Here is a 21,716-nt window from a genome sequence, read left to right as displayed (position 1 = left end):
CCGCCCTGGACCAGAAACCGCCCTCCACACAATGAAGCCCAAGGACATCGCTGCCTACGTCTTCCTGGCCATCACCTGGGGGCTGTCGTTCCTGGTGCTGCTCAAGGTGGTGCATGCCTTCGGCTGGATCGGTGCGGTGACCTTGCGTTCGCTGCTCGCCGGCATCACGCTTCTGCTGCTGGCGGTGGCAACGAGGCGCCGGCTCGACTTCAGCGCCGGCTGGTCGCACTTCGCCGTGGTCGGCGCGACGACGGTCGCGGCACAGTTGATCGGCCTGTCCTATGCCACCCCGCGCATCGGCACGGCGATGGCGGCCATCCTGGTTGCCGCCATCCCGCTGTTCTCGATGATCATCGGCCAGTTGTGGGGGCTTGAGCGCATCACCGTCCGCGGGCTGGCCGGGCTGCTGCTCGGTGCCGCCGGCATCATCATTCTCGTCGGCTTCCCGGCAGTGCCCGTCACGACATCCTTTGCGCTCGGCTGTGCCGCTTCGCTGTTCAGTTCCTTCTCGGCGGCCTTCGGCAGCAACTATGCCAACCGCCATCTGCGCTCGGCCGGCTCGCTCGAACTCACCAGCGCCGCCTTCCTCTTCGGCGGACTGATGACGCTGCCGCTGCTGCTGGCAGTGCCGGTGCCGGCGATGCCGCGCGCCATCGACTTCCTCTATCTCGTCATCCTTGCCTGCGTCATGAGCGCGATGACCTATGTCGTCTATTTCCGCCTGGTCGCCAGCATCGGCGCCACCAGGACGATCAGCGTCGAGTTTGCCGTGACCGTGATCGCCGTGCTGGTCGGCACGGTCATGCTCGGCGAGTCGTTGACCATCGTCCAGGGCTTCGGCGCCGTGGCGATCATCGCCGGCTGCGTGCTGGTGCTGGACCCGTTCCCGCGCCGGGTGAAAGCGGCAGCCTTGCCATCGGCCTCGCCCTTGGTGTAGTCATCTCCCGTACTCGAACGTCTTGAAAGGAGGGCTCACGTGTTTACGTTTTTTCGTCACCATCGTCAGCGTGGCCCGATTTCTGCCCTGCGAGCTAGCTTGCAGGGCTGACCAGGGACGGTCCGGGTTTTTCCCGCTTCGATTTTTTTGGTCTGCCCTTCGTGGTGTTGCAACGCCGAGCCTGATGGCCTGCACGCGCACCGTCAAAGTGCATTGAACCGGACTTGGCTCCGGCAAGACCAGAGAAATCAAAATGGCCCTGATCAGCCTCAAATCCCTCGGCGTCACCATGAGTGCGCCGCTCTTTGCCAATCTCGACCTCACCATCGGCACCGGCGACCGGCTCGGCATCGTTGCCGCCAATGGCCGCGGCAAGTCGACCTTGCTGAAATGCTTGACTGGCGAGATGGAGCCGACCTTTGGCGACATCAGCCGCACGCGCGGCCTGTGCGTCGGCCATGTCGAACAGTCCGTTGCATCGGCCCTTCTCGGCCGTACGTTCCACCAGGTGGTGGCTGACGCCTTGCCGCCCGAGCAGGCCGAAAGCGAGATGTGGCGCGTCGACGTCGTTCTCGATTCGCTCGACGTGCCGGAGCCGATGCGCGAACGGCAAATGCAGGCGCTGAGTGGCGGCTGGCAGCGGCTTGCGCTGATCGCCCGCGTCTGGGTCACCGATCCGGATGTGCTGCTGCTCGACGAGCCGACCAACCATCTCGACCTGGCCAGGATCAGCCAGCTCGAAACCTGGCTCAACACGCTGCCGCGCGAGGTGCCCGTCGTCATCGCTAGCCATGACCGCGCCTTCCTCGACGCCACCACCAACCGGACGCTCTTCCTGCGCCCGGAACAGTCGCCGGTGTTTGCCCTGCCCTACTCGCGAGCCAGGCAGGCGCTCGACGACGTCGACGCCTCGACCGAGCGCAAGTTCCAGCGCGACATGAAGGTGGCGCAGCAATTGCGCCGGCAGGCCGCCAAGCTCAACAACATCGGCATCAATTCGGGCAGTGACTTGCTGACGGTCAAGACCAAGCAGCTCAATCAGCGCGCCGAGCGCCTGGAAGAGGCGGCGGCCCCGGCGCATCGCGAGAAATCGGCTGGCGCGATCAAGCTCGCCAATCGCGGCACCCACGCCAAGGTGCTGATCACGCTTGAGGACGCTGCGGTGGAAACGCCTGATGGAACGCTGTTGTTCAGGACCGGCAAGCGCCACATCTGCCAGGGCGATCGCATCGTCCTGCTCGGCCGCAACGGCGTCGGCAAGTCGCGCTTCGTCACCCTGATCCGCAACGCCATCCTCGAGCCAGAGACGGTGCAGAACGTGAAGGTGACGCCGTCGACCGTGCTTGGCTACAGTGACCAGTTGTTGTCGGGCATCGGCGGCGACGACACGCCGCTGGAGATGGTCTCGCGCCGCTACGATGTCGGCGAACAGCGCGCCCGCTCGCTGCTCGCCGGTGCCGGCGTCGGCATCGATATGCAGGAGCGCCGGATTGGCGTGCTGTCCGGCGGTCAGAGGGCGCGGCTGATGATGCTGGCGCTCAGGCTCGCCAACCCCAATTTCTATCTGCTCGACGAGCCGACCAACCATCTCGACATAGACGGCCAGGAGGCCCTGGAAGCGGAGCTGCTGGCGCATCAGGCAAGTTGCGTGCTCGCCTCGCATGACCGCTCCTTCATCCGCGCCATCGGCAACCGCTTCTGGCTGATCGAGAAGCGGCGGTTGACCGAAGTCGAGGATCCCGAGGACTTCTTCCGCTCGGTCGCCGAAGCGGGTGGCTGAGGGTTGGCGGCAGGATGAACCGCCTATCGTATCATGGCATGAGACGTTCTCTTGACTTCCGAGACGTATCATGCAAAGATACGTATATCGGATACGGCAGATGATACGCTCGTTCAAGGACAAGACCAGCGAGGCCGTATCAAACGGCAAGGCTCCGAAGGGTTTCCCGTCGGACCTAGTCCGATCAGCCCAGCGGAAGCTGTTCATGATCGACAATGCCGCCGAATTATCAGACCTGAAGACGCCTCCAGGCAACAGGCTTGAGCCGCTGAGAGGCAACCGTGCGGGTCAGCACTCGATCCGCATCAACGATCAATTTCGCATCTGCTTTCGCTGGGTGGACGGGCAGGCCGAGGATGTGGAAATAACCGACTACCATTGAGGTTTCAAATGCTGAACATCAATCCACCTATCCATCCCGGAGAAATCCTCCGCGAGGAATATCTCGTACCGCTTGGCCTGAAGCCTTACACATTGGCCAAGAAGCTGCATGTGCCGCGCACGCGCATCGAGCGCCTGGCCAGCGAGACGACACCGGTAACGCCCGACACCGCTCTGCGCCTCGCGAAGTTCTTTGGAACCACGCCGCAGTTCTGGATGAACATGCAGGCGAGCTACGACCTTGCTGTCGAGGGAGAGGCCAAGAAGGCAGATATTGAAACGATCGAAAGCCTGGAGACTGCGGCTTGAGGTAGGCGGCCCGCCTCGAGCGGCCGACGGTGCAGCGAAAAAAGGTTCCGACGATCTGTCGGATCGCCTCAGCCTGCCGCGTCCTTGGGATGCCGACACGATGATGTCGGCGCCAACCCAGGGAGAGCATGTCATGTCGGTTCTTTCATCCATCGGTCGCATCGCAACCCAATATGCGGCGGCACGTGCCCGCCATCGCAGCGAACGCATCCTGCTCTCGCTGCCCGCCGAATTGCGCAAGGACATCGGCTTTCCGGAACTCTTCGACGCGCAGAACAGCCGCCGCGCGGCCACCTTCTCGGCCAAGGTCATATGACCGCGACCAGCCTGCCTCTGCCTCTGTCGCTCAATTCCGCCGGTTGCCCGGTCTGTCCGGGCCCGGCCGAGAAAAATTTCGCGGCCCTGTAGGATTGCCGTCACCTCATGCGTCCTATGGTTGGCAAGGCCAAGCCAAACGCAAAGAGGAGCAAGACATGACTGACCAGACCCCCGTTCAGCCCGCGCCGAAAGTGCTCGGCGGATTGACCCCCTATCTGCAGGTGGACGGAGCCTTCCAGGCCGCTGAATTCTACAAGAAGGCCTTCGGCGCCGAGCAGGTGTTTGCCTATCCGCCGGACGAAAAAGGCCGCACCATGCACATCCATCTCTACATCAATGGCTCGACGCTGATGCTGGGCGACGCCTACCCCGAGCACGGCCACCCGCATCAGAACCCGCAGGGCTACACCATGCAGCTGCATCTCCAGGACGACACCATCGAAAGCTGGTGGCAGCGCGCCATCGACGCCGGCTGCGAAGAAGTGGTGCCGCTGCAGGTGATGTTCTGGGGCGACCGCTGGGGCCAGCTGCGTGACCCCTTTGGTGTTGCCTGGGCGATGAACGCCCCGGTGAAGTAATAGGCGAGCAACAGCACCTCTTTCCCCAGGAGTGATGCGCTCACCTGCGCCGGGCCGCGTCCCTGCAGGCTCGGCGCCCGATTTTCAGCAAGAGGAATATGCCATGTCCTATGTCGATGGTTTCGTGCTTGCCGTGCCCAAGGCCAAACTCGACGACTACAAGAGGCTGGCCAACCTCGCAGGCCCCATATGGATGGGACACGGCGCGCTCGCCTATGTCGAGTGTATCGGCGACGACGTGCCCTATGGCGAGGTCACCTCGTTTCCGCGTGCCGTTCAGGCAACTGACGACGAGATCGTCGTCTTCGCCTGGGCGGTCTATGAATCCAGGCAAAGCCGAGACACGGTGATGGCCAAGGTGATGGCCGACCCGCGTTTGACACCCGATTGGGGCCCCATGCCGTTCGATATGAAGCGCATGATCTTCGGCGGCTTCCAGCCCTTCATCGAGCTTTGAGCAACTGAGCGTCCATCGCTTCGTCATCCTATGGCGGAGCAAGGAGCGAAGCGACGCGGCGCAGACCATAGGATCCACGCTGTTACGTTAAAGCATTGAAAACGGTGAAGAATTCCGCTCCGCTGCATCCTTCGATCGAGGTCCCGGAATGGATCCTCGGGTCTTCGCGACGCCGCTTCGCGGCTGCTCCGCCCGTGGATGACGAAGCTGGGTTAATCTGCCACCCACGCGCTAATCCAGCCTATCCAGCAGCGGCTTGAGCCGATCGCCATAGCGCTTCCATAGATCGACCGAGCCCTGATACATCGGCTGGCGCACCTGCGCGGCGGATGCCGTGCGCACCGGCCGGTCGGTCTCGTGGAACGACAGCACCGCATCGTTCCACGGCAGGCCGAGATGGGCGATAAGCGCCCGCGTCTGCCCTTCCTGGTCGGCGACGAAATCCTCATAGCGCACATCATGCACCACCCCAGGCAGCACGGCATGCCAATGCGCCATGATGTCGGTGTAGAGGTTGTGGAAATCGGCGAGTTCGCCGAGGTCGTAGCCGTAGCGATGGCTGTCGCCGCGGAAATGCACCTTGTAGATCGACAGGCACGTCGCCGCCGCGTCGCGGGCGCAATGGACGATCTTGGCTTTCGGCAACATCAGATGGAGGAAGCCGACGAGCAGGAAATTGCCCGGCATCTTGTCGGTGACATGCTTGAAGCCGGGATAGCGGGCGTGCAGCATGTCGAGATAGGCTTCGCCGGCCTCGGCAAAAGCCTTGTCGGGCATGTCGGCGATCCCAGCCGGAAAGCCGCCCTTCATGGTCAACGGAAACTGCTTGCCTACCGCCATCTTCAGGATGCTGAGCTCGCCGGCGCCATAGACCTGGGGATGGCTGGCGATGATCTGCTCGATCAGCGTCGTGCCGGAGCGCGGCATGCCGACGACGAAGATCGGCGTGTCGTCGGCAATCGAGCTGGGCTTGTGTTTCTCGAAGAAGCCGGCATCGAAGGTTGCCTTCATGGCCTCGAATTCGGCACGCGTCCTGGCCGCATCGTAGTCGATGCCCTTGCGGCGGATCGCATTGCCTTCGGCGAAATAGTCGAAGGCCCTGCCGTAATCCTTCAGATCGTCATTGGCCTTGCCGAGGCCGAAGGACAGCTGCATGCGCGCCAGGCTATCCTGCGGCGCCTTGGCATGCTGAGCCTCCATCCCGGTCAGTTCGCTGTCGCGCTCCTTCTGGCGCTTGACCTGCGTCAGCATCAGCCAGGCTCTGGCCATGCCGGGGTCGACCGCCAGCGCCTGCCGGAACAGGTCGGCGGCTTCATCGAGCTTGCCCTTTTCCATCAGCCCGACGCCCAGCCCGTGCAACAGGTCCGCGTCCTTCGGCCGGATGGTCAGCGCCTCGCGGAAGACGGCGAGCGCCTCGTCCAGACGTCCGGCTTCTTGCAGCGTTTCGGCAAGTCCGATGCGGGCGCGGACATGGAAGGGATTGCGACTGACGGTGCCGCGATAGATCGCTTCGGCCTCCTCGAACTGGCTGAGCTGCTTCAGCGACGAGCCAAGATTGTCGCGCGCCGCGAGCTGGTCCGGCCGGATATCCACCGCACCGCGAAAGAAATCGATGGCGGCTGCGATGCGGCCGAGATCGCGCATCACCGTGCCGAAATTGTTGAGGAAATCGGGATTTGTGGGCTGCAGGCTCACCGACTGTTCGATGAGATCGAGCCCCTCTTCGCTGCGCCCGGTCTGGTGAAGCAGCAGGCCGAGGAAATGCGCCGCGGCCGCGTGATTGGGCTTGCGCGCCAATACCTGGCGGTAAAGCGCCTCGGCTTCCTGCCGTCGCCCGGCCTGGTGCAGCTGCAGTGCCTGCTGCACATACTGGTCCAGCCCCAGCGGTGGCTGTCCTCCAGCGCCAGATCTGGCTCCCGCGCCCGCCGCTCTTCTCTGATCTCTGTTAATGGGAAACCTGCCGTGTTTTTCCGCCGGCCGCGATCTACAGCAATTCCTGGAAAGGTGTGAAACGGTCTTCCGTCCGGAATTGCGCCAAATAAGGAGATAGAGCGGTTCGGCGTTTCAGTGAAACGATGAACCGATCTAGGCCATCGGCGCTTCAGGTTCAAGGCTCGCTTGGTATCCGTCAGCGCAGAAGCGATCAAATCAGCCGGTTGGCCTCCGCGACTTGCCTGGCACGCCGGAGCGTTCCGTCGGTATCGGCGACCCTTCGCTTTGCCGCTTCGTCACTCCTGACGGTCAGCCGCGGCGACAGGATGGGCGTTGCCGTCGCTTGTTTAGCCAATGGGCCGATCGCGACTGTAGCTCCTGCCGATGTTGTTTCGTTAATCATGAAATCTCGTCCTTTCATACGTAAATAAAACAAAAATACCGGGAGAAATGTTCCCGCCAGACTTCAAATAATTTTTGATATCTATGGGCTTGTGTCATCGTTTTCCTGAAAGTTACAGAAAGCAATTTTTCGAGCGAAGCCCGATTTTTATTTTAAATCGCCTTGATTAAATTGCGGCAAAGGCCTATATGTACAGGATCGCTTTGGGTAGAATTGGCACCTCGCGGCGTCAGAGGTTCTCGACCCGCCAATCTCATTCCAAATCACCGATACTGGCCGCGTTTCGCGACCTCATCTCACCCCTCGAAAGACCCACATGAACACCGGGACCGTAAAGTTCTACAATGGCCAGAAGGGCTTCGGCTTCATTCAGCCGACCGATGGCGGCAAGGACGTTTTCGTCCATGTCAGCGCGCTGGAGCGCGCCGGCTTTCCTGGCCTCGCCGAAGGCCAGAAGCTGCAGTTCGAGTTGGAGCGTGACACCAAGGGCCGCGAATCGGCCGCCAATTTGCAACTGATCTGATCCGGCCGAATTCGATGAACGCTGACCACGGATGTACTGGCAGCTCTCGAAAGCGGCTTATTTCCAGCGATTGCCGGAAATAGGAAAGCGGGGCTCGTCCCCGCTTTTTTGCTTTTCAGGGCCGTTGTGGAAGCATCAAGGCACGACAATGACCGATCGTACCACCCACTCCATCGCCCATTTCGCGGCACCCTTCGTGCTCGGCGGACTGGAAGGACAACTGCCGGCCGGCGACTACGACATCGATCACGACGAAGAGGTGATCGAGGGCATGTCGCGGCTTGCCTGGCGACGCGTCGCCACCTTCATCCATCTGCCGGCAAGGGCAGTGAAAAATCCGACCACCAGCCAGCTTGTCGCCATCGATTACCTCGAACTCGAAACAGCGCTGAAGCGCGACAGGGAGAATGCAGCATGATCCGTTTCCAGCAGAATGCGCGCCCGCGCACCGACACGCCCTCGCACCAGTTTGCGATCGGTCAGACTGTCCGCATGAAGAGCCGCACCGGCCTCGTCCAGAAAACCGCGGAACTGTTCCAGATCAAGAGCAGGCTTCCGGTCAAGGACGGCTCGCCGCAATACCGCATCCGCAGCGAGCAGGAGACCCATGAGCGGGTCACCACGGAAGACAATCTCGAACCGGCCGACAACCCGGTCGTTACTGACAACCCGGTTGTCACTGACAATCCGGTCGTCTGAGCGCCCAGCAAAGCCACGCCAACACACAACAGGAGCACGACATGTCCAAAGGTCAACAGCGAAGCAATCGCGAAACGCGCAAGCCGAAGAAGGACAAGGTCGTGGCCAAGCCAGCCTCCCCGTTCGGCTCGTCGGTCAAGCAGGCCGAGAGTAGCCTGAAGCCGAAGTCGAAGGGCTGACCAGCCCAGGGGCGCCTCGTGCGTCCCCCCGTCGCCCACTTTGTGAGGCGACGGACTGACACGACACGTTTGCGCAACACCCCGCACACGGAGGCGCGCTTGAACTTCGTCATCGAGTTCTACCGGTCACGCGACGCCGACGAAGCCACGCTCGACAAGGTATCGCTGGAAGCGCCGAACCTGCGCGCCGCCCTCCAGGGCGCAACCGCGCTATTCCACACGCTGGCCATGCCGCAAATCCCCGATCGCCTACGCATTTCCGACGAGGACGGCAGCGAGCTGTACGCTGGCCCGGCCGACGGTGCGTATCCGGCGGAGGTGTGAGCGAACGCATCAGCTTTCCCTTCTTCCCTTTGTGGGAAAAAGCAAAACACACCCAGTTCCCTTCAGCACGGTCCGCCGTCGATGACGCGATAGTCCGCGGCGCGGGCTTCGCAGGCATTGGGGAAGGTGCGCAGTTCGCCATGCCGGCGCGCGCACACGGGAGCATATTCGCGGGTGCAGAACGTCTGCTCTTCGCCACCGCCGCCGCCACCGCCACCGCTACCGTCGCGGCACGGACCGTCGCGCAGGATGCGGTAGCCGGCCCGGTCGGCAAGGCACGCATTGGCAAAGGTCTGCCGGTCGCCGCCGCGCCGGGCGCAGACCGGCTCGTACTGCCTGCTGCAATACTGCGGTTCGGGCCGTGGCGGACGCGGACGCGGCCCTGGTCCCTCATCGACGACGACGGTGCAGGCGGCAAGAATTGCCGACAGGAACAGGATGGCAAAACCTTGCCGCGAAAAGACTGTCGCCGGAAACTTCATGTTGATCTCTCCCTCAATCCCGTCCCGGGAAGACGATCCTTGCCATTCCATTGCCAAATGCAACCCGTTTGCAGCCTCCCGCCGGAAACGATGCGCGGAGCCATGGCACCCATCAGCCCCGTCCCGCTGGCGGCCACGACATCTGGCCCATTCGTGGCTGCGCTCTGGGCCGATGACCCGGCCGGCAACCAAGCCTATGTCGGGCCGCATCGATGCTCAGGTCTGTCGATCCATGCGTCGGGATGCGCCCATTGTGGTGGCCCGCGGCGCTATCTTGCAACCTTCACGTTTCCGTGCGATAAATTCCGTGTTCGGGCATTTGCGACCCGGAGAGCGGAACGTTTTGGACGACCTTTCCCCGATACTGTGAATCTCTGACGGCCCCGTTTTCGGCGGGGGGTTTGACCATGCGCCAATGCATGACTGCCGAAGCAACCACCGGGACTTGCCCATTGCGCCAGGCGGCGGGCAGGACCACCAGACTGAACGGGTGAAGGAGTTTCCCCAATGGCCCAGACCGGCACCGTTAAATTCTTCAACGCGACCAAAGGCTTCGGTTTCATCACGCCCGATGGCGGCGCCAAGGATGTGTTCGTCCATATTTCCGCGATCGAGGCCTCCGGCCTGCGCACGCTCGTCGACGGCCAGAAGGTCACCTTCGACGTCGAGCCGGATCGCATGGGCAAGGGCCCCAAGGCGGTAAACCTCCGCGCTGCCTGAGCCATCGGGCGCCGTGCGTCTCTGACGCATGACAGAGGCTCCAATGCCTGGACCTGGCTTGGAGAGGGATTTGAATTTGAAAGGCGCGGCGGTTTTCGTCGCGCCTTTTTCGTGCCGCGAGTTCTGCCAATGCATGTCGCTCAAAAGTGCGCACTGGCTTTGAGACAACGACATGCATAAAAACAAAGACTTAAAACGGGCGTCGTCTGAATCCCTCTGAATCCCTTCAAACGCGACGCACTTTAGCAGCCCCAAAAACTTTCTCTTGCCGATGGCGCTAAAATAAAGGACAAATTTCCACTCGGGCATTTGCCGGCCCGAGACTGGACTTTATGGGACCAAAGGAGCTTCCCATGCCGCAGACCGGCACCGTCAAATTCTTCAACCATGCCAAAGGCTTCGGCTTCATCACGCCCGATGATGGCGCGAAGGATGTTTTTGTCCATATTTCAGCCGTGCAGGCGTCGGGCCTTCCTGGTCTTGAGGATGGCCAGAAAGTGTCCTTCGACACGGAACCGGACAAGCGTGGCAAGGGCCCGAAGGCCGTCAACCTATCGGTTGGCTGAACCGGCTCCAGACCGGCGACGGCTCCGGCTGAATAGCCCCCGTTCCCTGCAGGGGTCTTTGACGCCTGTTTTGGATATTGTGCGTCGAAATCCGTTCAGCCCCCGTTCAGCCATGGTCGTATATTAGTCTTTGGTAAAGCCGGACCGCATCCCCCGAAACTTGCGCGGGCCGGCACGAAGGAGACCGACATGAATCGAATTTTCAAGACCGCTGTCCTGTCCGTTGCCGTGGTCGCCACCACGCTCGCGACCTTGCCCGCTGCCTACGCGGATGACTGGCGCCATCACGGCCATCACGGCGACGGCGATGCAATCGCCGCCGGCGTCCTCGGACTCGCGGCCGGCGCGCTGATCGGTGGTGCGTTGGCCAATGACGGGCCCCCGCCCTATGCTGACCGCTACTACGATGACGGTTACTACGAGCGTGACGTCGTGGTCCGCCCGGCACCGGTGCGCCGCTACTATGCAGAACCGAGGGTCGTCTACAATGAAGGCTACGCTCAGCCCTGGACGCGTGACTGGTACGACTATTGCTCGGACCGCTACCGTACCTTCAATGCCCGCACCGGCACGTTCACCGGCAATGACGGCGAACAGCATTTCTGCACGGCGAACTAAGACCAAGGGCTTCCCTGCCCCAAACAAAAGCGCTGACCGCGAGGCCAGCGCTTTTTGTTGTTGGGCTTGACCGTCCCGGATTTCTCTTGAGATCGGCGCCGCCCCTCATCAGCCTGCCGGCACCTTTTCAGCGAAGTACGGGGAGAGGCATTGGCTGCAACACAGGCGCTCTTAAGTCAGAAAAGGGTTGGTCCGCCGCTCCTCGCCGAAGCGTCCGCCGGGACCATGGCCGCAGATGAAGCCGATGTCGTCGCCGAGCGGCAGGAGCTTGTCCTTGATCGAGGCGATCAGCGCCGCGTGGTCGCCGCCCGGCAGGTCGGTGCGGCCGACCGAGCCCCGAAACAGCACATCGCCGACATGGGCGAACTTGGCCGCGCGGTTGTAGTAGACGACATGGCCGGGCGCGTGGCCGGGACAATGCAACACCTCGAACACATGCGAGCCGAACGACACGGTCTCGCCTTCGGTCAGGAACCGGTCGGGCACGCAGTTGCGCGCGCCGGCGATACCGTACCGCCTGCCCTGGTTTTCCAGATTGTCGAGCAATGGCTTGTCGGCCTCATGCGGGCCGATGATCTCGACGCCGAGCGCCTCCTTCAACTCCATGGCGCCGCCGGCATGGTCGATATGGCCATGCGTTATCCAGATCGCCCCGGCTGATATCGCGTTGTCCTTCAGCACCGCCAGCACCTTGTCGATGTCGCCGCCCGGATCGACGACGACACCCTGCTTGTCGTCCATGTCGAACAGGATGGTGCAATTCTGCTGGAACGGTGTGACCGGCACGATGCCGGCATTGAGCTGACCCATGATCGTCCTTTCGCTGTTCCAGCGTGATGTAACGGCGCGGGCGAAGGGCGTCCACCCCTCGACAGACGAACGGTCAGTCGCTCCGAAAACGAAAATGGGCGGCCGAAGCCGCCCACTTAGAACGCCTAGACCGAATAGCTTACTTCTTCATGGCACCCATGACTGCGCCGAGAATGCCTGTCAGGATCGCGCCGCCGCCGGCACCGCCGACGATGTTGTTGAGGTTCAGCGCGCTGCCGAGACCGCTCGTTGCTGCTGCCGCGGCCGCCGGATCGACCGCGCCGCCACCAAGCAGGCTGCCGAGGATCGCCGCACCGCCGACGCCGCCAATGGCTCCGCCCAGGATTTTGGGAAGCTGACCCAACGCCGCCGTCTTGAGCGCCGCACCGACCGCCTGACCACCGATGATACCCGTAATCACCTGTACAATGATCGGAAGAAGCGTGTTCATGTCCATATGATTAGTCCCTCCATAGCTGCCAGCCTTCCGGGCCGACACCATCATGAGACGCCGAATTGGACGAAAGTCAAATGCACAAACGCTTAAATAAAAGGGGCGGCCTCAAAACCGCCCCTGCTTGCTCGAAAAGCTGTGACTTTCGTTATTCTGCTGCGATCGCGTGCTTGGGCTGAACCGCTGCAGAATAGTCATTCATAAGGTTCTTGGCGATTTCACCGACCTCGAATCGGTAAGGTCCGATCTCCGAAACCGGCGTTACTTCCGCTGCCGTCCCGGTCAGGAAGCATTGCTCGAAGCCTTCCAGTTCTTCCGGCATGATGGCGCGTTCGATCACTTCCAGACCGCGATCCTTGGCCAGTCCGATGACCGTGCGGCGGGTGATGCCGTCGAGGAAGCAGTCGGGCTTGGGCGTGTGGATCTTGCCGTCCTTGACGAAGAAGATGTTGGCGCCGGTCGCTTCCGCGACCTGGCCACGCCAGTCGAGCATCATGGCATCGGCGTAGCCCTTGGCCTCGGCGGCGTGCTTGGACATGGTGCAGATCATGTAGAGGCCGGCGGCCTTCGACTTGGACGGCGCCGTGCGCGGGTCGGGCCGGCGCCATTCCGCCACGTCGAGGCGGATGCCTTTCAGCTTCTGCGCCGGATCGAAATAGCTCGGCCACTGCCAGATGGCGATGGCGCAGTTGATGCGGTTGTTCTGCGCTGAAACGCCCATCTGTTCACTGCCGCGCCAGGCGATCGGCCGGACATAGGCGTCCTGGAAACCTTGCTTCTTCAAAAGCGTGGTGGAAGCGTCGTTGAGCTCGGCCACCGAATAGGGAATCTTGAAGCCGAGCAGGCGCGCCGATTCATGCAGGCGCTCGGTGTGTTCGTTGAGCTTGAAGATCTCGCCGCCATAGGCGCGCTCGCCTTCGAACACGGCGCTGGCGTAGTGCAGGCCATGGGTCAGGACGTGGATCTTGGCGTCACCCCATTGGACGAACGCGCCATTCATCCAGATGAAGCCGTCCAGTTGATCGAAGGGAACGGATGCCATGGTAACCTCCCGCGGGCGGCAGCCCGCATAGTGTTGTATCGTTGTGTGTTTCGTGTCGGTCGCGCAAGGCGGCCTTTATGCTGGAGCGTAGGCGGATAATTGCGCTCTGGCAAACTCAGGAAGTTCCGGAAAAACCGGCCTCTCTTGCCTTTTCGTTCGCAATCCGCCCAAAAGCTTGTCAAAAATTACCATTGCAGGGAAATTACGTCAATAGTACTGACATAATCTCTCTTTCAAGCGGAGAAATGATGACGGATCGAAGCCACGCAGCCGGGAAACCGATCAGGACGGCGATCACCGACGAGGACGGCATCGATTTCGCCATCATCGAACTGCTCTTCTTCGCCTATCGGGACTTCACCTCCGATCCGGATCAGATCCTGGCCGATTACGGCTTCGGCCGCGCCCACCACCGGGTGCTGCATTTCGTCAACCGCAGGCCGGGCCTGACGGTTGCCGAACTGCTCGACGTGCTGAAGATCACCAAACAGAGCCTAGCCCGGGTGCTCAAGCAGTTGATCGACACCGACCATGTCGTGCAGTTGCAAGGTCCGCGCGACCGCCGGCAGCGCGAGCTTTATCCGACCGCCAAGGGCCGCGCGCTGGCGCTGGCGCTGGCGCGGCCACAGTCGCGCCGCATCCATGCTGCATTGGGAGATTCCGGGATAACCGAACGGACCCTGGTTGAACGGTTCCTCGAAGCGATGGTCAATCCGGAACTGAGAGCGCAGATCGACGTTGGGTCCGCAAAAATGTCAGGGAAAAGCCATGGAGAGCACTGAAAGGGTCGATCATGCGGCCGCACCAGACGACGACGCGCCGCATTTGCTCGTCGTCGACGACGACACCCGCATCCGCAATCTTCTCAAGCAGTATCTGACCGAAAACGGCTTTCGCGTCACGGTCGCCGGCAATGCCGGCGAAGCCAGGCGCAAGCTTGCCGGCCTCGACTTCGATCTTCTGATCCTCGACGTGATGATGCCCGGTGAAACGGGCGTCGACCTGACCAAGTCGCTGCGCGCCGAAAAGAACGTGCCGATCCTGATGCTGACGGCGCTGTCGGAAACCGACAGCCGCATCACCGGCCTCGAAGCCGGCGCCGACGACTATCTGCCGAAACCTTTCGATCCGCGCGAGCTGATCCTGCGCATCAACAACATCCTGCGCCGCGGCGGTCCGGCGACAACGCCGAAGGTCGAGCAACTGGTCTTCGGCCCTTACACGTTCCAGATAGCCAGGCGCGAATTGAAGCGCGGCGGCGAGGCGCTGAAGCTGACCGATCGCGAGCAGGAGATCCTGGCGATCTTCGCCGCGCGAGCAGGTGAGACGATCCCCCGCCACGAGCTTGTCGGCGACGATTCTGAAGTCGGCGAGCGCACCATCGACGTCCAGATCAACCGGCTGCGCCGCAAGATCGAGCGCGATCCGTCCAATCCGGTGTGGCTGCAGACCGTGCGCGGTATTGGGTATCGGCTCAGCGTGGAATAGAATGCCGCCTGCGGCCGGTCGAACGGTTGCGGGCAAACGAAAAGAGCGAATGGCAACCACGGAACTGCAACAGCCGGGCAATAACGGCTTGAGCGCACGCGCCGCGCGCACGCTCAAGGCGGTGCCGCGTGCCTGGAACCGGTTCTGGCGCCTCGTTTCGCTGTATATGCCGAAGCGGCTCTATGCCCGCTCGCTGATCATCGTCATCGCGCCGATGATCCTGCTGCAATCGGTGGTCGCCTTCGTCTTCATGGAACGCCATTGGGCAACCGTGACGCAGCGCCTGTCGCAGGCCACCGTACGCGACATCGCCGCCATCATCGACATGATCGAAACCTATCCGCACGACGCCGACTACGCCAACATCATCCGGATCGCCCAGGACCGCATGCAGTTGAAGGTCGACCTCTTGCCGCCCGACCCGCTGCCCGCGCCCGGGCCCAAGCCCTTCTTCTCGATCCTCGACGATGTTCTCTCGGCCGAAATCACCCGCCAGATCAACCGCCCGTTCTGGATCGACACGGTCGGCAATTCCAACATCGTCGAGGTGCGCGTCCAGCTTGAGGGCAAGGTGCTGCGCGTCTTCGTGCGCCGCAGCCAGGCCTATGCCTCGAACACCCACATCTTCCTGATCTGGATGGTCGGCACCTCGCTGGTGCTGTTGATGATCGCCATCCCCTTCCTGCGCAACCAGATCCGGCCCATCCTGACGCTCGCCGAGGCGGCCGAAAGCTTCGGCAAGGGCCGGCCGATGCCGCGCGATTTCCGGCCGCGCGGCGCCGAGGAGGTTCGCCGCGCCGGCTTTGCCTTCATCCAGATGCGCGAGCGCATTGAACGCCAGATCGAGCAACGCACCGCCATGCTGACTGGCGTCAGCCATGACCTGCGAACCATTCTCACCCGCTTCAAGCTGCAACTGGCGCTGGCCGGCGGCAAGGCCGAGACCAAGGCGGCGCTCGACCAGGACATCGACGATATGCAGTCGATGCTCGAAGGCTACCTCGCCTTTGCCCGTGGCGAGGCTTCCGAGGATGCCGGGCGGTTCGATCTCGAGGCCTATTTCCAGAAGCTTGACGAGGAAGCCGGATTGCGCAAGCGCAAGCTGTCGACGACGCTTGTTGGCGACCGTGATGTGCATGTGCGGCCGAACGCCTTTGCCCGGCTGCTGTCCAACGTCATCGGCAACGCCTTCCGCTATGCCAGGACGGTGGAGGTCAACGCCAACCATGGCCGCGGCTCGCTGCTGGTCACCATCGACGACGATGGCCCCGGTATTCCGCTCGACAGGCGCGAAGACGTGTTCAAGCCCTTCGTGCGGCTCGACGAAGCTCGCAACCTCGATGCCAGCGGCACGGGGCTCGGCCTGTCGATTGCCCGCGATATCGCACGCAGCCATGGCGGCGACATCACACTCGACGACAGCCCGCTCGGCGGCCTGCGTGCCGTCATCAAGGTTCCGGCCTGATCGGAGCATGATTCCGAAAAGTGGAGACCGGTTTTCTCGGACAAACGGAAACTGTTTATCCAGATATCGTGCTTAGCTAGACGACTGCTTCATCCGCCCGTCATGAAACCATGGTGAAGAGCGCGCATGAAGCGCGCGACCTCACTTGATTCGGCCTTGCCGCCTCACTTCGATCCCGTGCCCGCCCGGGTGCGCTGGAGCGAAGCGAGGGCCGCAGGCTGGTCGCCGTTCCGGCATCGTCTCAAGGCAACCGTCGACCTTTCGAGCAAAGGGCCGCCATGCGCATATTGATGGTCACCGACGCCTGGCGCCCGCAGGTCAATGGCGTCGTCCACACGCTGGAACGGCTGACCGAGACGCTGAAATCCTTCGATGTCGCGGTGGATTTCCTGACACCCAACATCTTTCGCACGCTGCCCTTGCCGACCTACCCCGACATCCGGCTGGCGCTGACCACGCCCGGCCATGTCGCGCGCCTGATCGAAGCCGGCAAGGCGGACCACATCCACCTCGTCACCGAGGGACCGCTGGGCATCATGGCGCGACGCTATTGCCGCAATGCCGGCCGCCCGTTCACCACCAGCTATCACACCCGTTTTCCCGAATATCTGAGCGCACGCCTGCCGGTGCCGGAGAGCTGGGCCTATCGCTGGCTGCGCGATTTCCACAATTCCGGCCAGGGCACGCTGGTCGCCACGCAGTCGCTCGCCGACGATCTTGCCTCGCGTGGTTTCAACAAGCTGCGCCCCTGGACGCGTGGCGTCGACACCGACCATTTCCGGCCGGACAAGAAGAAGGATCTCGGCTTTCCCGGCCCGATCTTCCTCTGCGTCGGCCGCGTCGCCATCGAAAAGAACCTCTCGGCCTTTCTCGACCTCGATCTGCCCGGCAGCAAGGTGATCGTCGGCGAGGGTCCGGAACTGGCCAAGCTGAAGGCGAAATACCCGCAGGCGCATTTCCTCGGCCATCGCCCCAATGACGAATTGGCCGAGATCTACGCCTCGGCCGACGTCTTCGTCTTCCCCAGCCGCACCGACACGTTCGGCAATGTCATCATCGAGGCGCTGGCCAGCGGCACGCCGGTCGCCGCCTATCCGGTGACCGGTCCGATCGACATCGTCGGCGACGGTTTTGGCGGCGCGGTTTCGACCGACCTGCGCGAGGCAGCACTCGCCGCGCTCAACGTCGACCGCGCCGAGGCGCGCGAACGCGCCATGCGCTACAGCTGGAAAGCCTGCGCCGAACTGTTTCTCGACACGGTCGAGGAAGCACTGGGCACGCCGCGGAAACTGGCTGCCTGAGAAGTATCGCGGCCTCAGGATGTGTCGAGATTCAGATCAGGCCAAGCTGAGAATGGCGGGCTGCGAGACCCGTTTGGGTGCGTGAGTACCGGAAGCACTGGAGACCGCCGTTCGCAAGCCGGCCTTACCTGAATATCAGCACGTCCTAAAAAAGCCGCCCGCCATCCGGCACCCTGCGCTCGATGGCGCCGAGCACCACAGCACCCTCCTCGTCGGGAAAGCCGAGCGTCAGCACTTCCGACATGAACGGACCTATCTGGCGCGGCGGGAAATTGACCACCGCGAACACCTGCCGGCCGATCAGCGTCTCGGGCGTATAGTATTTGGTGATCTGGGCCGAGGATTTCTTGATGCCGATGTCGGCGCCGAAATCGATCTTAAGCTTGAATGCCGGCTTGCGTGCTTCGGGAAACGGCTCGGCCTCGACGATCGTGCCGGCACGGATGTCGACACGATCGAAGTCGGCAAAACTGATCTCGGGCTTGCGCTTGCTGCTCGAACTCATCTCTGTCTTGTCTGCCTTGCCGTCGCTCTAGAGCATGATCCCGAAAAGTGGACCCCAGTTTTCGCGGACAAACGGAAACCGATTGTCCAGAGATCATGCTCAAACAATGAGATAGAGCCCCATCCCGATTCCATCGGGATGGAACGGGCTCTAGGCGTTGCCGTAGGTCTCGAACAGCACGCCGGCCAGCGCGTCCTTGGCCGAGGTTCCCGACCAGACGACGAACTGGAACGCCTGGAAATAGCATTCGCAGGCTTCCAGCGCCGACGACAGCAGCACTTCGACCTGCTGGCTCGACGGCTCGACACCGCCGGCCAGGAGCAGCGACTGGCGGAACATGATCGCGCCTTCCTGCTCCCAGAGGTCGAAATGGCCGAACAGCATCTGTTCGTTGATGAGCGACAGCAGCCGCATCACTTCCAGTGCGCGGGCCTCCGGCACCTTGATGTCGAAGGCGCAGGCCAGGTGCAGCGCCTCGAAATCCTCCATCCACGAGAAGGAGACGTGATAGTCGGTCCAGCTGCCGGCAACCGAGATCGAAATCTCGTCATCGCCAGCCCGCTCAAAGGACCAGTCGTTGTTGTGGGCCACCTGCTCGATAACATCCACCGGATGGATTTCGCGGGAGAATTCGAGTTCGAGAAGTTCCATGGAATGCTTCCTGTCGTTCTGAGGAGCGCCGCCACACGCTCCGCGGGAGGGCACACACAACGAACAATCTTGTCTAGAACTCGGACGGCCAGGACTTCTCGACGCAAAGACCCCCAGACCGGACCCCACCGCCCGGCCGCATGACTCTGTTCCGAATCATGCAACAAATTCAGTCTATTGATCGGGAGTCGCGTGAACAGCCCAATTTTTCGCACTGCGTCATTCGCATGTGGAAAGCCGCTGTCACAAAGATTCATGCAACGCCGTTAAGCGATTCACGGCAAAGCGCTTTTCAGGATCGGGCTATGTGGAAAAGTTTAATGATTATTTTTTCGCGCGGGGCTTTGCCGCCGCCGCCGGTGCGGCCTGTCCGGTCAATTCGGCAAGCTTGGCTTCTAGCGCCTCGATACGCTCGGCAAGGCGGGTGTTCTCTTCCCGGGCCTTGGCGGCCATCTCGCGCGCCGCCTCGAACTCTTCGCGCTGCACCACGTCCATGGTGTTGAGGATGCGTTCGGCCTGGCCCTTGAAGGCGGTCTCGACCTCGCGACGCACGCCTTGGGCGGCCCCGGCGGCATCGGTCATCAGCTTGGCGAACTCATCGAGAATGCGGTTCGGTCCGGTCGACATGGCAAATCCTCGCTTACCGTTATTTGAGTTAGTAGCGCTGCACTTGGAATGCAAGCATGTTGCGCCCTGCTGCGGCATCAAGTCGGGAACGTCCGCCTTGCCTTGACCCTGCCAAAACCCTGCCGCATGGTCCGCGCCCAAATACGATCGCAACCGAGAGTTCCCTGTTGAACGACTATTTCCTGCTACCGCTGGCCTCCCTGCCCTTCCCCAACATCAACCCGATCCTCATCCAGATCGGGCCGCTTGCGGTGCATTGGTACGGCGTCGGCTACATCGTCGGCATCCTGTTCGCCTGGTGGTACGCCAAGCGGCTCGCTGCCAATGCGAGGCTGTGGCCGAACGGCGTCCTGCCGATGAAGCCGGAGGACCTCGACGACTTCATCGTCTGGGCGGCCATCGGCGTCGTACTGGGCGGCCGCACGGGCTACGTGCTGTTCTACGACCTGCCGCGCTACATCGCCCACCCGCTCGACATCTTCGCGGTCTGGCAGGGCGGCATGTCGTTCCACGGCGGCCTGCTCGGCGTCATCCTCGCCATGACGCTGTTTTCCATCAAGCGCGGCATCCGCACATGGTCGCTGTTCGACGTGGTGGCGGCCGGTGTGCCGGTTGGCCTTGGCCTGGTGCGCGTCGCCAATTTCATCAATTCCGAGCTCTGGGGGCGCCCCACTGACGTGCCCTGGGCGATCGAATTCCCCAATGGCGGGCCGTTTGCCCGCCATCCTAGCCAGCTCTACGAGGCCTTGCTGGAGGGCGTGGTGCTGTTCCTCGTCCTGCGCATCCTCACCCATTCGCGCCTCAAGCTGAAGACGCCGCGCTTCGTCGGCGGCGCCTTCATCTGCGGCTACGGCCTGTCGCGCATCTTCGTCGAATTCTTCCGCGAGCCCGACCAGCAGCTCGGCTATCTCCTTGGCACCAACTGGCTGACCATGGGCATGATCCTGTCGTCGCCGATGGTCCTGGTCGGCATCTGGGCGATGGTGACCGCCAAGCCGGTGCCACAACCGCAGCCGGCATGACACGGCTGAAGACCCGCATCGTCGGCCTTATCGAGGCGTCGGGGCCGCTTCCCGTCAACGAATACATGGCGATGTGCCTGTTCGACCCCGTGGACGGCTACTACACGACGCGCGAACCCTTTGGCGCGGCCGGCGACTTCATCACCGCGCCCGAGATCAGCCAGATGTTCGGCGAACTCGTCGCCATCTGGCTCTACCAGGCCTGGCTGGCCAGCGGCCGGCCGCTGCCGGTCACCGTCGCCGAGATCGGTCCTGGCCGCGGCACGCTGATGAACGACATGCTGCGCACGCTGTCGCGACTTGATCCTGATCTGGCCAAAGGCGCCGGCTTCGCGATGATCGAGACCAGCCCACGCCTGACAGAAGTTCAGAAACAGACGCTCGGCACGACGCCATTCGCGATCGATTGGCACGAAACCATAGACACGCTGCCGCAACAGCCGCTGTTCATCGTCGGCAACGAATTGTTCGATGCCGTGCCCATCCGCCAGTTCGTCCGCGCCGGCGCCGGCTGGCGCGAACGCGTGGTCGGTCTGGACGAGACCAGTGAGCTGCGCTTCTTTGCCGGCGCCGGCTCGGTCGACCCGACGCTGCTGCCTGACGACGCCACCGACGCGCCGCAAGGCGCGATCGTCGAGGTCGCGCCGGCACGCGCAGCCCTGATGGCGACCATTGCCGAACGCATATCCAGGCATGGCGGAGCCGGCCTGTTCGTGGACTATGGCCACCTCAGGCCAGGTGTCGGCGACACGCTGCAGGCTCTGCGCAGGCACGATCACGAAGATGTGCTGGCCAATCCCGGCGAGGCCGACCTGACGACCCACGTCGATTTCGCCGCTCTTGCCGCAACCGTCCGCGCGCGTGGGCTCGACGCCCATCTGTCGACGCAAGGCGACTTCCTGCTCGGCATGGGCATTCTCGAGCGTGCCGGCCGGCTCGGCGCCGATGCCGACCAGACGGCGCGCGACAAGATCGCCGACGACGTCGAACGCCTCGCCGGCGCGCAAGCCATGGGCGAGCTGTTCAAGGTGCTTGCCGTGCTGCCGCGCGACATGGCCGTCCGGCCCTTTGCCACGGCGGATTGACTTTTCACTGCCGCCTCTCCCAATCTCCCGTCCGGCAAGCAGCGTTCGGACCGCCAGCCG

Annotated in this window: 29 protein-coding genes; 21 read left to right on the top strand and 8 right to left on the bottom strand. The window is 62.5% G+C overall.

The features are described 5' to 3' along the window. The first annotated feature begins 31 nt into the window (after nucleotides 1-31). The 7 genes from CGZ66_RS33155 to CGZ66_RS33125 all read left to right on the top strand — a co-directional run bounded on the left by CGZ66_RS33155 (nucleotide 32) and on the right by CGZ66_RS33125 (nucleotide 4,760). Nucleotides 32-937, top strand: a complete 906-nt coding sequence (locus CGZ66_RS33155) for a DMT family transporter (protein WP_095090886.1) — start codon at nucleotides 32-34, stop codon at nucleotides 935-937. Nucleotides 938-1,190: 253 nt separating this feature from the next. Continuing rightward, complete coding sequence (locus tag CGZ66_RS33150) at nucleotides 1,191-2,717, top strand: ABC-F family ATP-binding cassette domain-containing protein (protein WP_095090885.1); 1,527 nt, start codon at nucleotides 1,191-1,193, stop codon at nucleotides 2,715-2,717. A 100-nt stretch (nucleotides 2,718-2,817) separates the two neighbouring features. Next, complete coding sequence (locus tag CGZ66_RS33145; protein WP_095090884.1) at nucleotides 2,818-3,099, top strand: type II toxin-antitoxin system RelE/ParE family toxin; 282 nt, start codon at nucleotides 2,818-2,820, stop codon at nucleotides 3,097-3,099. Between the two features lie 8 nt (nucleotides 3,100-3,107). Beyond that, complete coding sequence (locus CGZ66_RS33140; protein ID WP_095090883.1) at nucleotides 3,108-3,407, top strand: HigA family addiction module antitoxin; 300 nt, start codon at nucleotides 3,108-3,110, stop codon at nucleotides 3,405-3,407. Between the two features lie 133 nt (nucleotides 3,408-3,540). Further along, nucleotides 3,541-3,723, top strand: a complete 183-nt coding sequence (locus CGZ66_RS33135; RefSeq protein WP_095091704.1) for a hypothetical protein — start codon at nucleotides 3,541-3,543, stop codon at nucleotides 3,721-3,723. 157 nt (nucleotides 3,724-3,880) lie between these two features. After that, on the top strand, nucleotides 3,881-4,303 hold the full coding sequence (locus CGZ66_RS33130) for a VOC family protein (RefSeq protein WP_095091703.1): 423 nt from the start codon (nucleotides 3,881-3,883) through the stop codon (nucleotides 4,301-4,303). 103 nt (nucleotides 4,304-4,406) lie between these two features. Next, nucleotides 4,407-4,760, top strand: a complete 354-nt coding sequence (locus CGZ66_RS33125; protein WP_095091702.1) for a DUF1428 domain-containing protein — start codon at nucleotides 4,407-4,409, stop codon at nucleotides 4,758-4,760. A gap of 231 nt (nucleotides 4,761-4,991) precedes the next feature. Here CGZ66_RS33125 and CGZ66_RS33120 read toward each other — a convergent pair whose 3' ends face one another. Continuing rightward, on the bottom strand, nucleotides 4,992-6,626 hold the full coding sequence (locus CGZ66_RS33120) for a tetratricopeptide repeat-containing sulfotransferase family protein (protein WP_095090882.1): 1,635 nt from the start codon (nucleotides 6,624-6,626) through the stop codon (nucleotides 4,992-4,994). A gap of 785 nt (nucleotides 6,627-7,411) precedes the next feature. Between CGZ66_RS33120 and CGZ66_RS33110 the strand changes: the two genes are divergently transcribed. The 5 genes from CGZ66_RS33110 to CGZ66_RS33095 all read left to right on the top strand — a co-directional run bounded on the left by CGZ66_RS33110 (nucleotide 7,412) and on the right by CGZ66_RS33095 (nucleotide 8,820). Further along, entirely contained in the window at nucleotides 7,412-7,618 is a 207-nt protein-coding gene (locus CGZ66_RS33110) for a cold-shock protein (RefSeq protein ID WP_023809797.1), read from the top strand. 148 nt (nucleotides 7,619-7,766) lie between these two features. Continuing rightward, nucleotides 7,767-8,036, top strand: coding sequence for a hypothetical protein (locus CGZ66_RS33105; RefSeq protein WP_095090880.1), 270 nt, complete (start codon nucleotides 7,767-7,769; stop codon nucleotides 8,034-8,036). Continuing rightward, nucleotides 8,033-8,317, top strand: coding sequence for a hypothetical protein (locus tag CGZ66_RS33100; RefSeq protein ID WP_095090879.1), 285 nt, complete (start codon nucleotides 8,033-8,035; stop codon nucleotides 8,315-8,317). Before CGZ66_RS33105 ends, CGZ66_RS33100 begins: the two co-directional genes overlap by 4 nt. 41 nt (nucleotides 8,318-8,358) lie before the next feature. Further along, nucleotides 8,359-8,496: a hypothetical protein gene (locus CGZ66_RS40160; protein WP_164482279.1), complete on the top strand. Its 138-nt coding sequence runs from the start codon at nucleotides 8,359-8,361 to the stop codon at nucleotides 8,494-8,496. A 99-nt stretch (nucleotides 8,497-8,595) separates the two neighbouring features. Beyond that, nucleotides 8,596-8,820, top strand: coding sequence for a hypothetical protein (locus CGZ66_RS33095; RefSeq protein ID WP_095091701.1), 225 nt, complete (start codon nucleotides 8,596-8,598; stop codon nucleotides 8,818-8,820). Between the two features lie 62 nt (nucleotides 8,821-8,882). Here CGZ66_RS33095 and CGZ66_RS33090 read toward each other — a convergent pair whose 3' ends face one another. Further along, nucleotides 8,883-9,302: a Kazal-type serine protease inhibitor family protein gene (locus tag CGZ66_RS33090; protein ID WP_095090878.1), complete on the bottom strand. Its 420-nt coding sequence runs from the start codon at nucleotides 9,300-9,302 to the stop codon at nucleotides 8,883-8,885. Nucleotides 9,303-9,809: 507 nt separating this feature from the next. Here CGZ66_RS33090 and CGZ66_RS33085 point away from each other — a divergent pair. The 3 genes from CGZ66_RS33085 (at nucleotide 9,810) to CGZ66_RS33075 (ending at nucleotide 11,206) form a co-directional block, all read left to right on the top strand. Then, on the top strand, nucleotides 9,810-10,022 hold the full coding sequence (locus CGZ66_RS33085) for a cold-shock protein (protein WP_006202520.1): 213 nt from the start codon (nucleotides 9,810-9,812) through the stop codon (nucleotides 10,020-10,022). Between the two features lie 353 nt (nucleotides 10,023-10,375). Continuing rightward, nucleotides 10,376-10,588: a cold-shock protein gene (locus CGZ66_RS33080; RefSeq protein ID WP_013530020.1), complete on the top strand. Its 213-nt coding sequence runs from the start codon at nucleotides 10,376-10,378 to the stop codon at nucleotides 10,586-10,588. 189 nt (nucleotides 10,589-10,777) lie between these two features. Beyond that, a complete protein-coding gene (locus CGZ66_RS33075; protein ID WP_095090877.1) occupies nucleotides 10,778-11,206 on the top strand; it encodes a BA14K family protein in 429 nt (142 codons plus the stop codon). A gap of 171 nt (nucleotides 11,207-11,377) precedes the next feature. On the opposite strand, the gene CGZ66_RS33070 is transcribed toward CGZ66_RS33075, so the two are convergent. The 3 genes from CGZ66_RS33070 to CGZ66_RS33060 all read right to left on the bottom strand — a co-directional run bounded on the left by CGZ66_RS33070 (nucleotide 11,378) and on the right by CGZ66_RS33060 (nucleotide 13,512). Then, nucleotides 11,378-12,016 (bottom strand): MBL fold metallo-hydrolase, encoded by a 639-nt coding sequence (locus CGZ66_RS33070; protein ID WP_095090876.1) that lies wholly within the window; start codon nucleotides 12,014-12,016, stop codon nucleotides 11,378-11,380. 139 nt (nucleotides 12,017-12,155) lie between these two features. Beyond that, nucleotides 12,156-12,473, bottom strand: coding sequence for a hypothetical protein (locus CGZ66_RS33065; protein ID WP_095091700.1), 318 nt, complete (start codon nucleotides 12,471-12,473; stop codon nucleotides 12,156-12,158). A gap of 145 nt (nucleotides 12,474-12,618) precedes the next feature. Then, a complete protein-coding gene (locus CGZ66_RS33060; RefSeq protein WP_095090875.1) occupies nucleotides 12,619-13,512 on the bottom strand; it encodes a branched-chain amino acid aminotransferase in 894 nt (297 codons plus the stop codon). A 248-nt stretch (nucleotides 13,513-13,760) separates the two neighbouring features. On the opposite strand from CGZ66_RS33060, the gene CGZ66_RS33055 reads away from it, so the two are divergent. The 4 genes from CGZ66_RS33055 to CGZ66_RS33040 all read left to right on the top strand — a co-directional run bounded on the left by CGZ66_RS33055 (nucleotide 13,761) and on the right by CGZ66_RS33040 (nucleotide 17,766). Then, nucleotides 13,761-14,294 carry a MarR family winged helix-turn-helix transcriptional regulator gene (locus CGZ66_RS33055; RefSeq protein WP_167392346.1) on the top strand — a complete coding sequence of 178 codons (534 nt, stop codon included), beginning with the start codon at nucleotides 13,761-13,763 and terminating at the stop codon, nucleotides 14,292-14,294. Then, a complete protein-coding gene (locus CGZ66_RS33050) occupies nucleotides 14,281-15,000 on the top strand; it encodes a response regulator (protein ID WP_095090873.1) in 720 nt (239 codons plus the stop codon). Before CGZ66_RS33055 ends, CGZ66_RS33050 begins: the two co-directional genes overlap by 14 nt. Nucleotides 15,001-15,049: 49 nt before the next feature. Beyond that, nucleotides 15,050-16,465 (top strand): ATP-binding protein, encoded by a 1,416-nt coding sequence (locus tag CGZ66_RS33045; protein ID WP_095090872.1) that lies wholly within the window; start codon nucleotides 15,050-15,052, stop codon nucleotides 16,463-16,465. A 278-nt stretch (nucleotides 16,466-16,743) separates the two neighbouring features. After that, nucleotides 16,744-17,766 carry a glycosyltransferase family 4 protein gene (locus CGZ66_RS33040; protein ID WP_095090871.1) on the top strand — a complete coding sequence of 341 codons (1,023 nt, stop codon included), beginning with the start codon at nucleotides 16,744-16,746 and terminating at the stop codon, nucleotides 17,764-17,766. Nucleotides 17,767-17,911: 145 nt separating this feature from the next. On the opposite strand, the gene CGZ66_RS33035 is transcribed toward CGZ66_RS33040, so the two are convergent. From CGZ66_RS33035 to CGZ66_RS33025, 3 genes are all read right to left on the bottom strand, one after another. Continuing rightward, nucleotides 17,912-18,271, bottom strand: a complete 360-nt coding sequence (locus tag CGZ66_RS33035; RefSeq protein WP_095090870.1) for a tRNA-binding protein — start codon at nucleotides 18,269-18,271, stop codon at nucleotides 17,912-17,914. A 150-nt stretch (nucleotides 18,272-18,421) separates the two neighbouring features. Then, nucleotides 18,422-18,922 (bottom strand): type III secretion system chaperone family protein, encoded by a 501-nt coding sequence (locus CGZ66_RS33030; RefSeq protein WP_006202532.1) that lies wholly within the window; start codon nucleotides 18,920-18,922, stop codon nucleotides 18,422-18,424. Between the two features lie 324 nt (nucleotides 18,923-19,246). Next, entirely contained in the window at nucleotides 19,247-19,549 is a 303-nt protein-coding gene (locus CGZ66_RS33025) for an accessory factor UbiK family protein (protein WP_095090869.1), read from the bottom strand. 167 nt (nucleotides 19,550-19,716) lie between these two features. Between CGZ66_RS33025 and lgt the strand changes: the two genes are divergently transcribed. Next, nucleotides 19,717-20,571, top strand: coding sequence for a prolipoprotein diacylglyceryl transferase (lgt, locus tag CGZ66_RS33020; RefSeq protein WP_095090868.1), 855 nt, complete (start codon nucleotides 19,717-19,719; stop codon nucleotides 20,569-20,571). Next, nucleotides 20,568-21,656, top strand: coding sequence for a class I SAM-dependent methyltransferase (locus CGZ66_RS33015; RefSeq protein ID WP_095090867.1), 1,089 nt, complete (start codon nucleotides 20,568-20,570; stop codon nucleotides 21,654-21,656). The genes lgt and CGZ66_RS33015 overlap by 4 nt, the downstream gene beginning before the upstream one ends. Nucleotides 21,657-21,716: the final 60 nt, after the last annotated feature.

This window comes from Mesorhizobium sophorae (genome assembly GCF_002270415.1).
Taxonomy (GTDB): Bacteria; Pseudomonadota; Alphaproteobacteria; order Rhizobiales; family Rhizobiaceae; genus Mesorhizobium; species Mesorhizobium sophorae.
The sequence above is the reverse complement of the archived record's forward strand: the minus strand, read 5'-3'. Positions and strand labels throughout refer to the sequence as shown.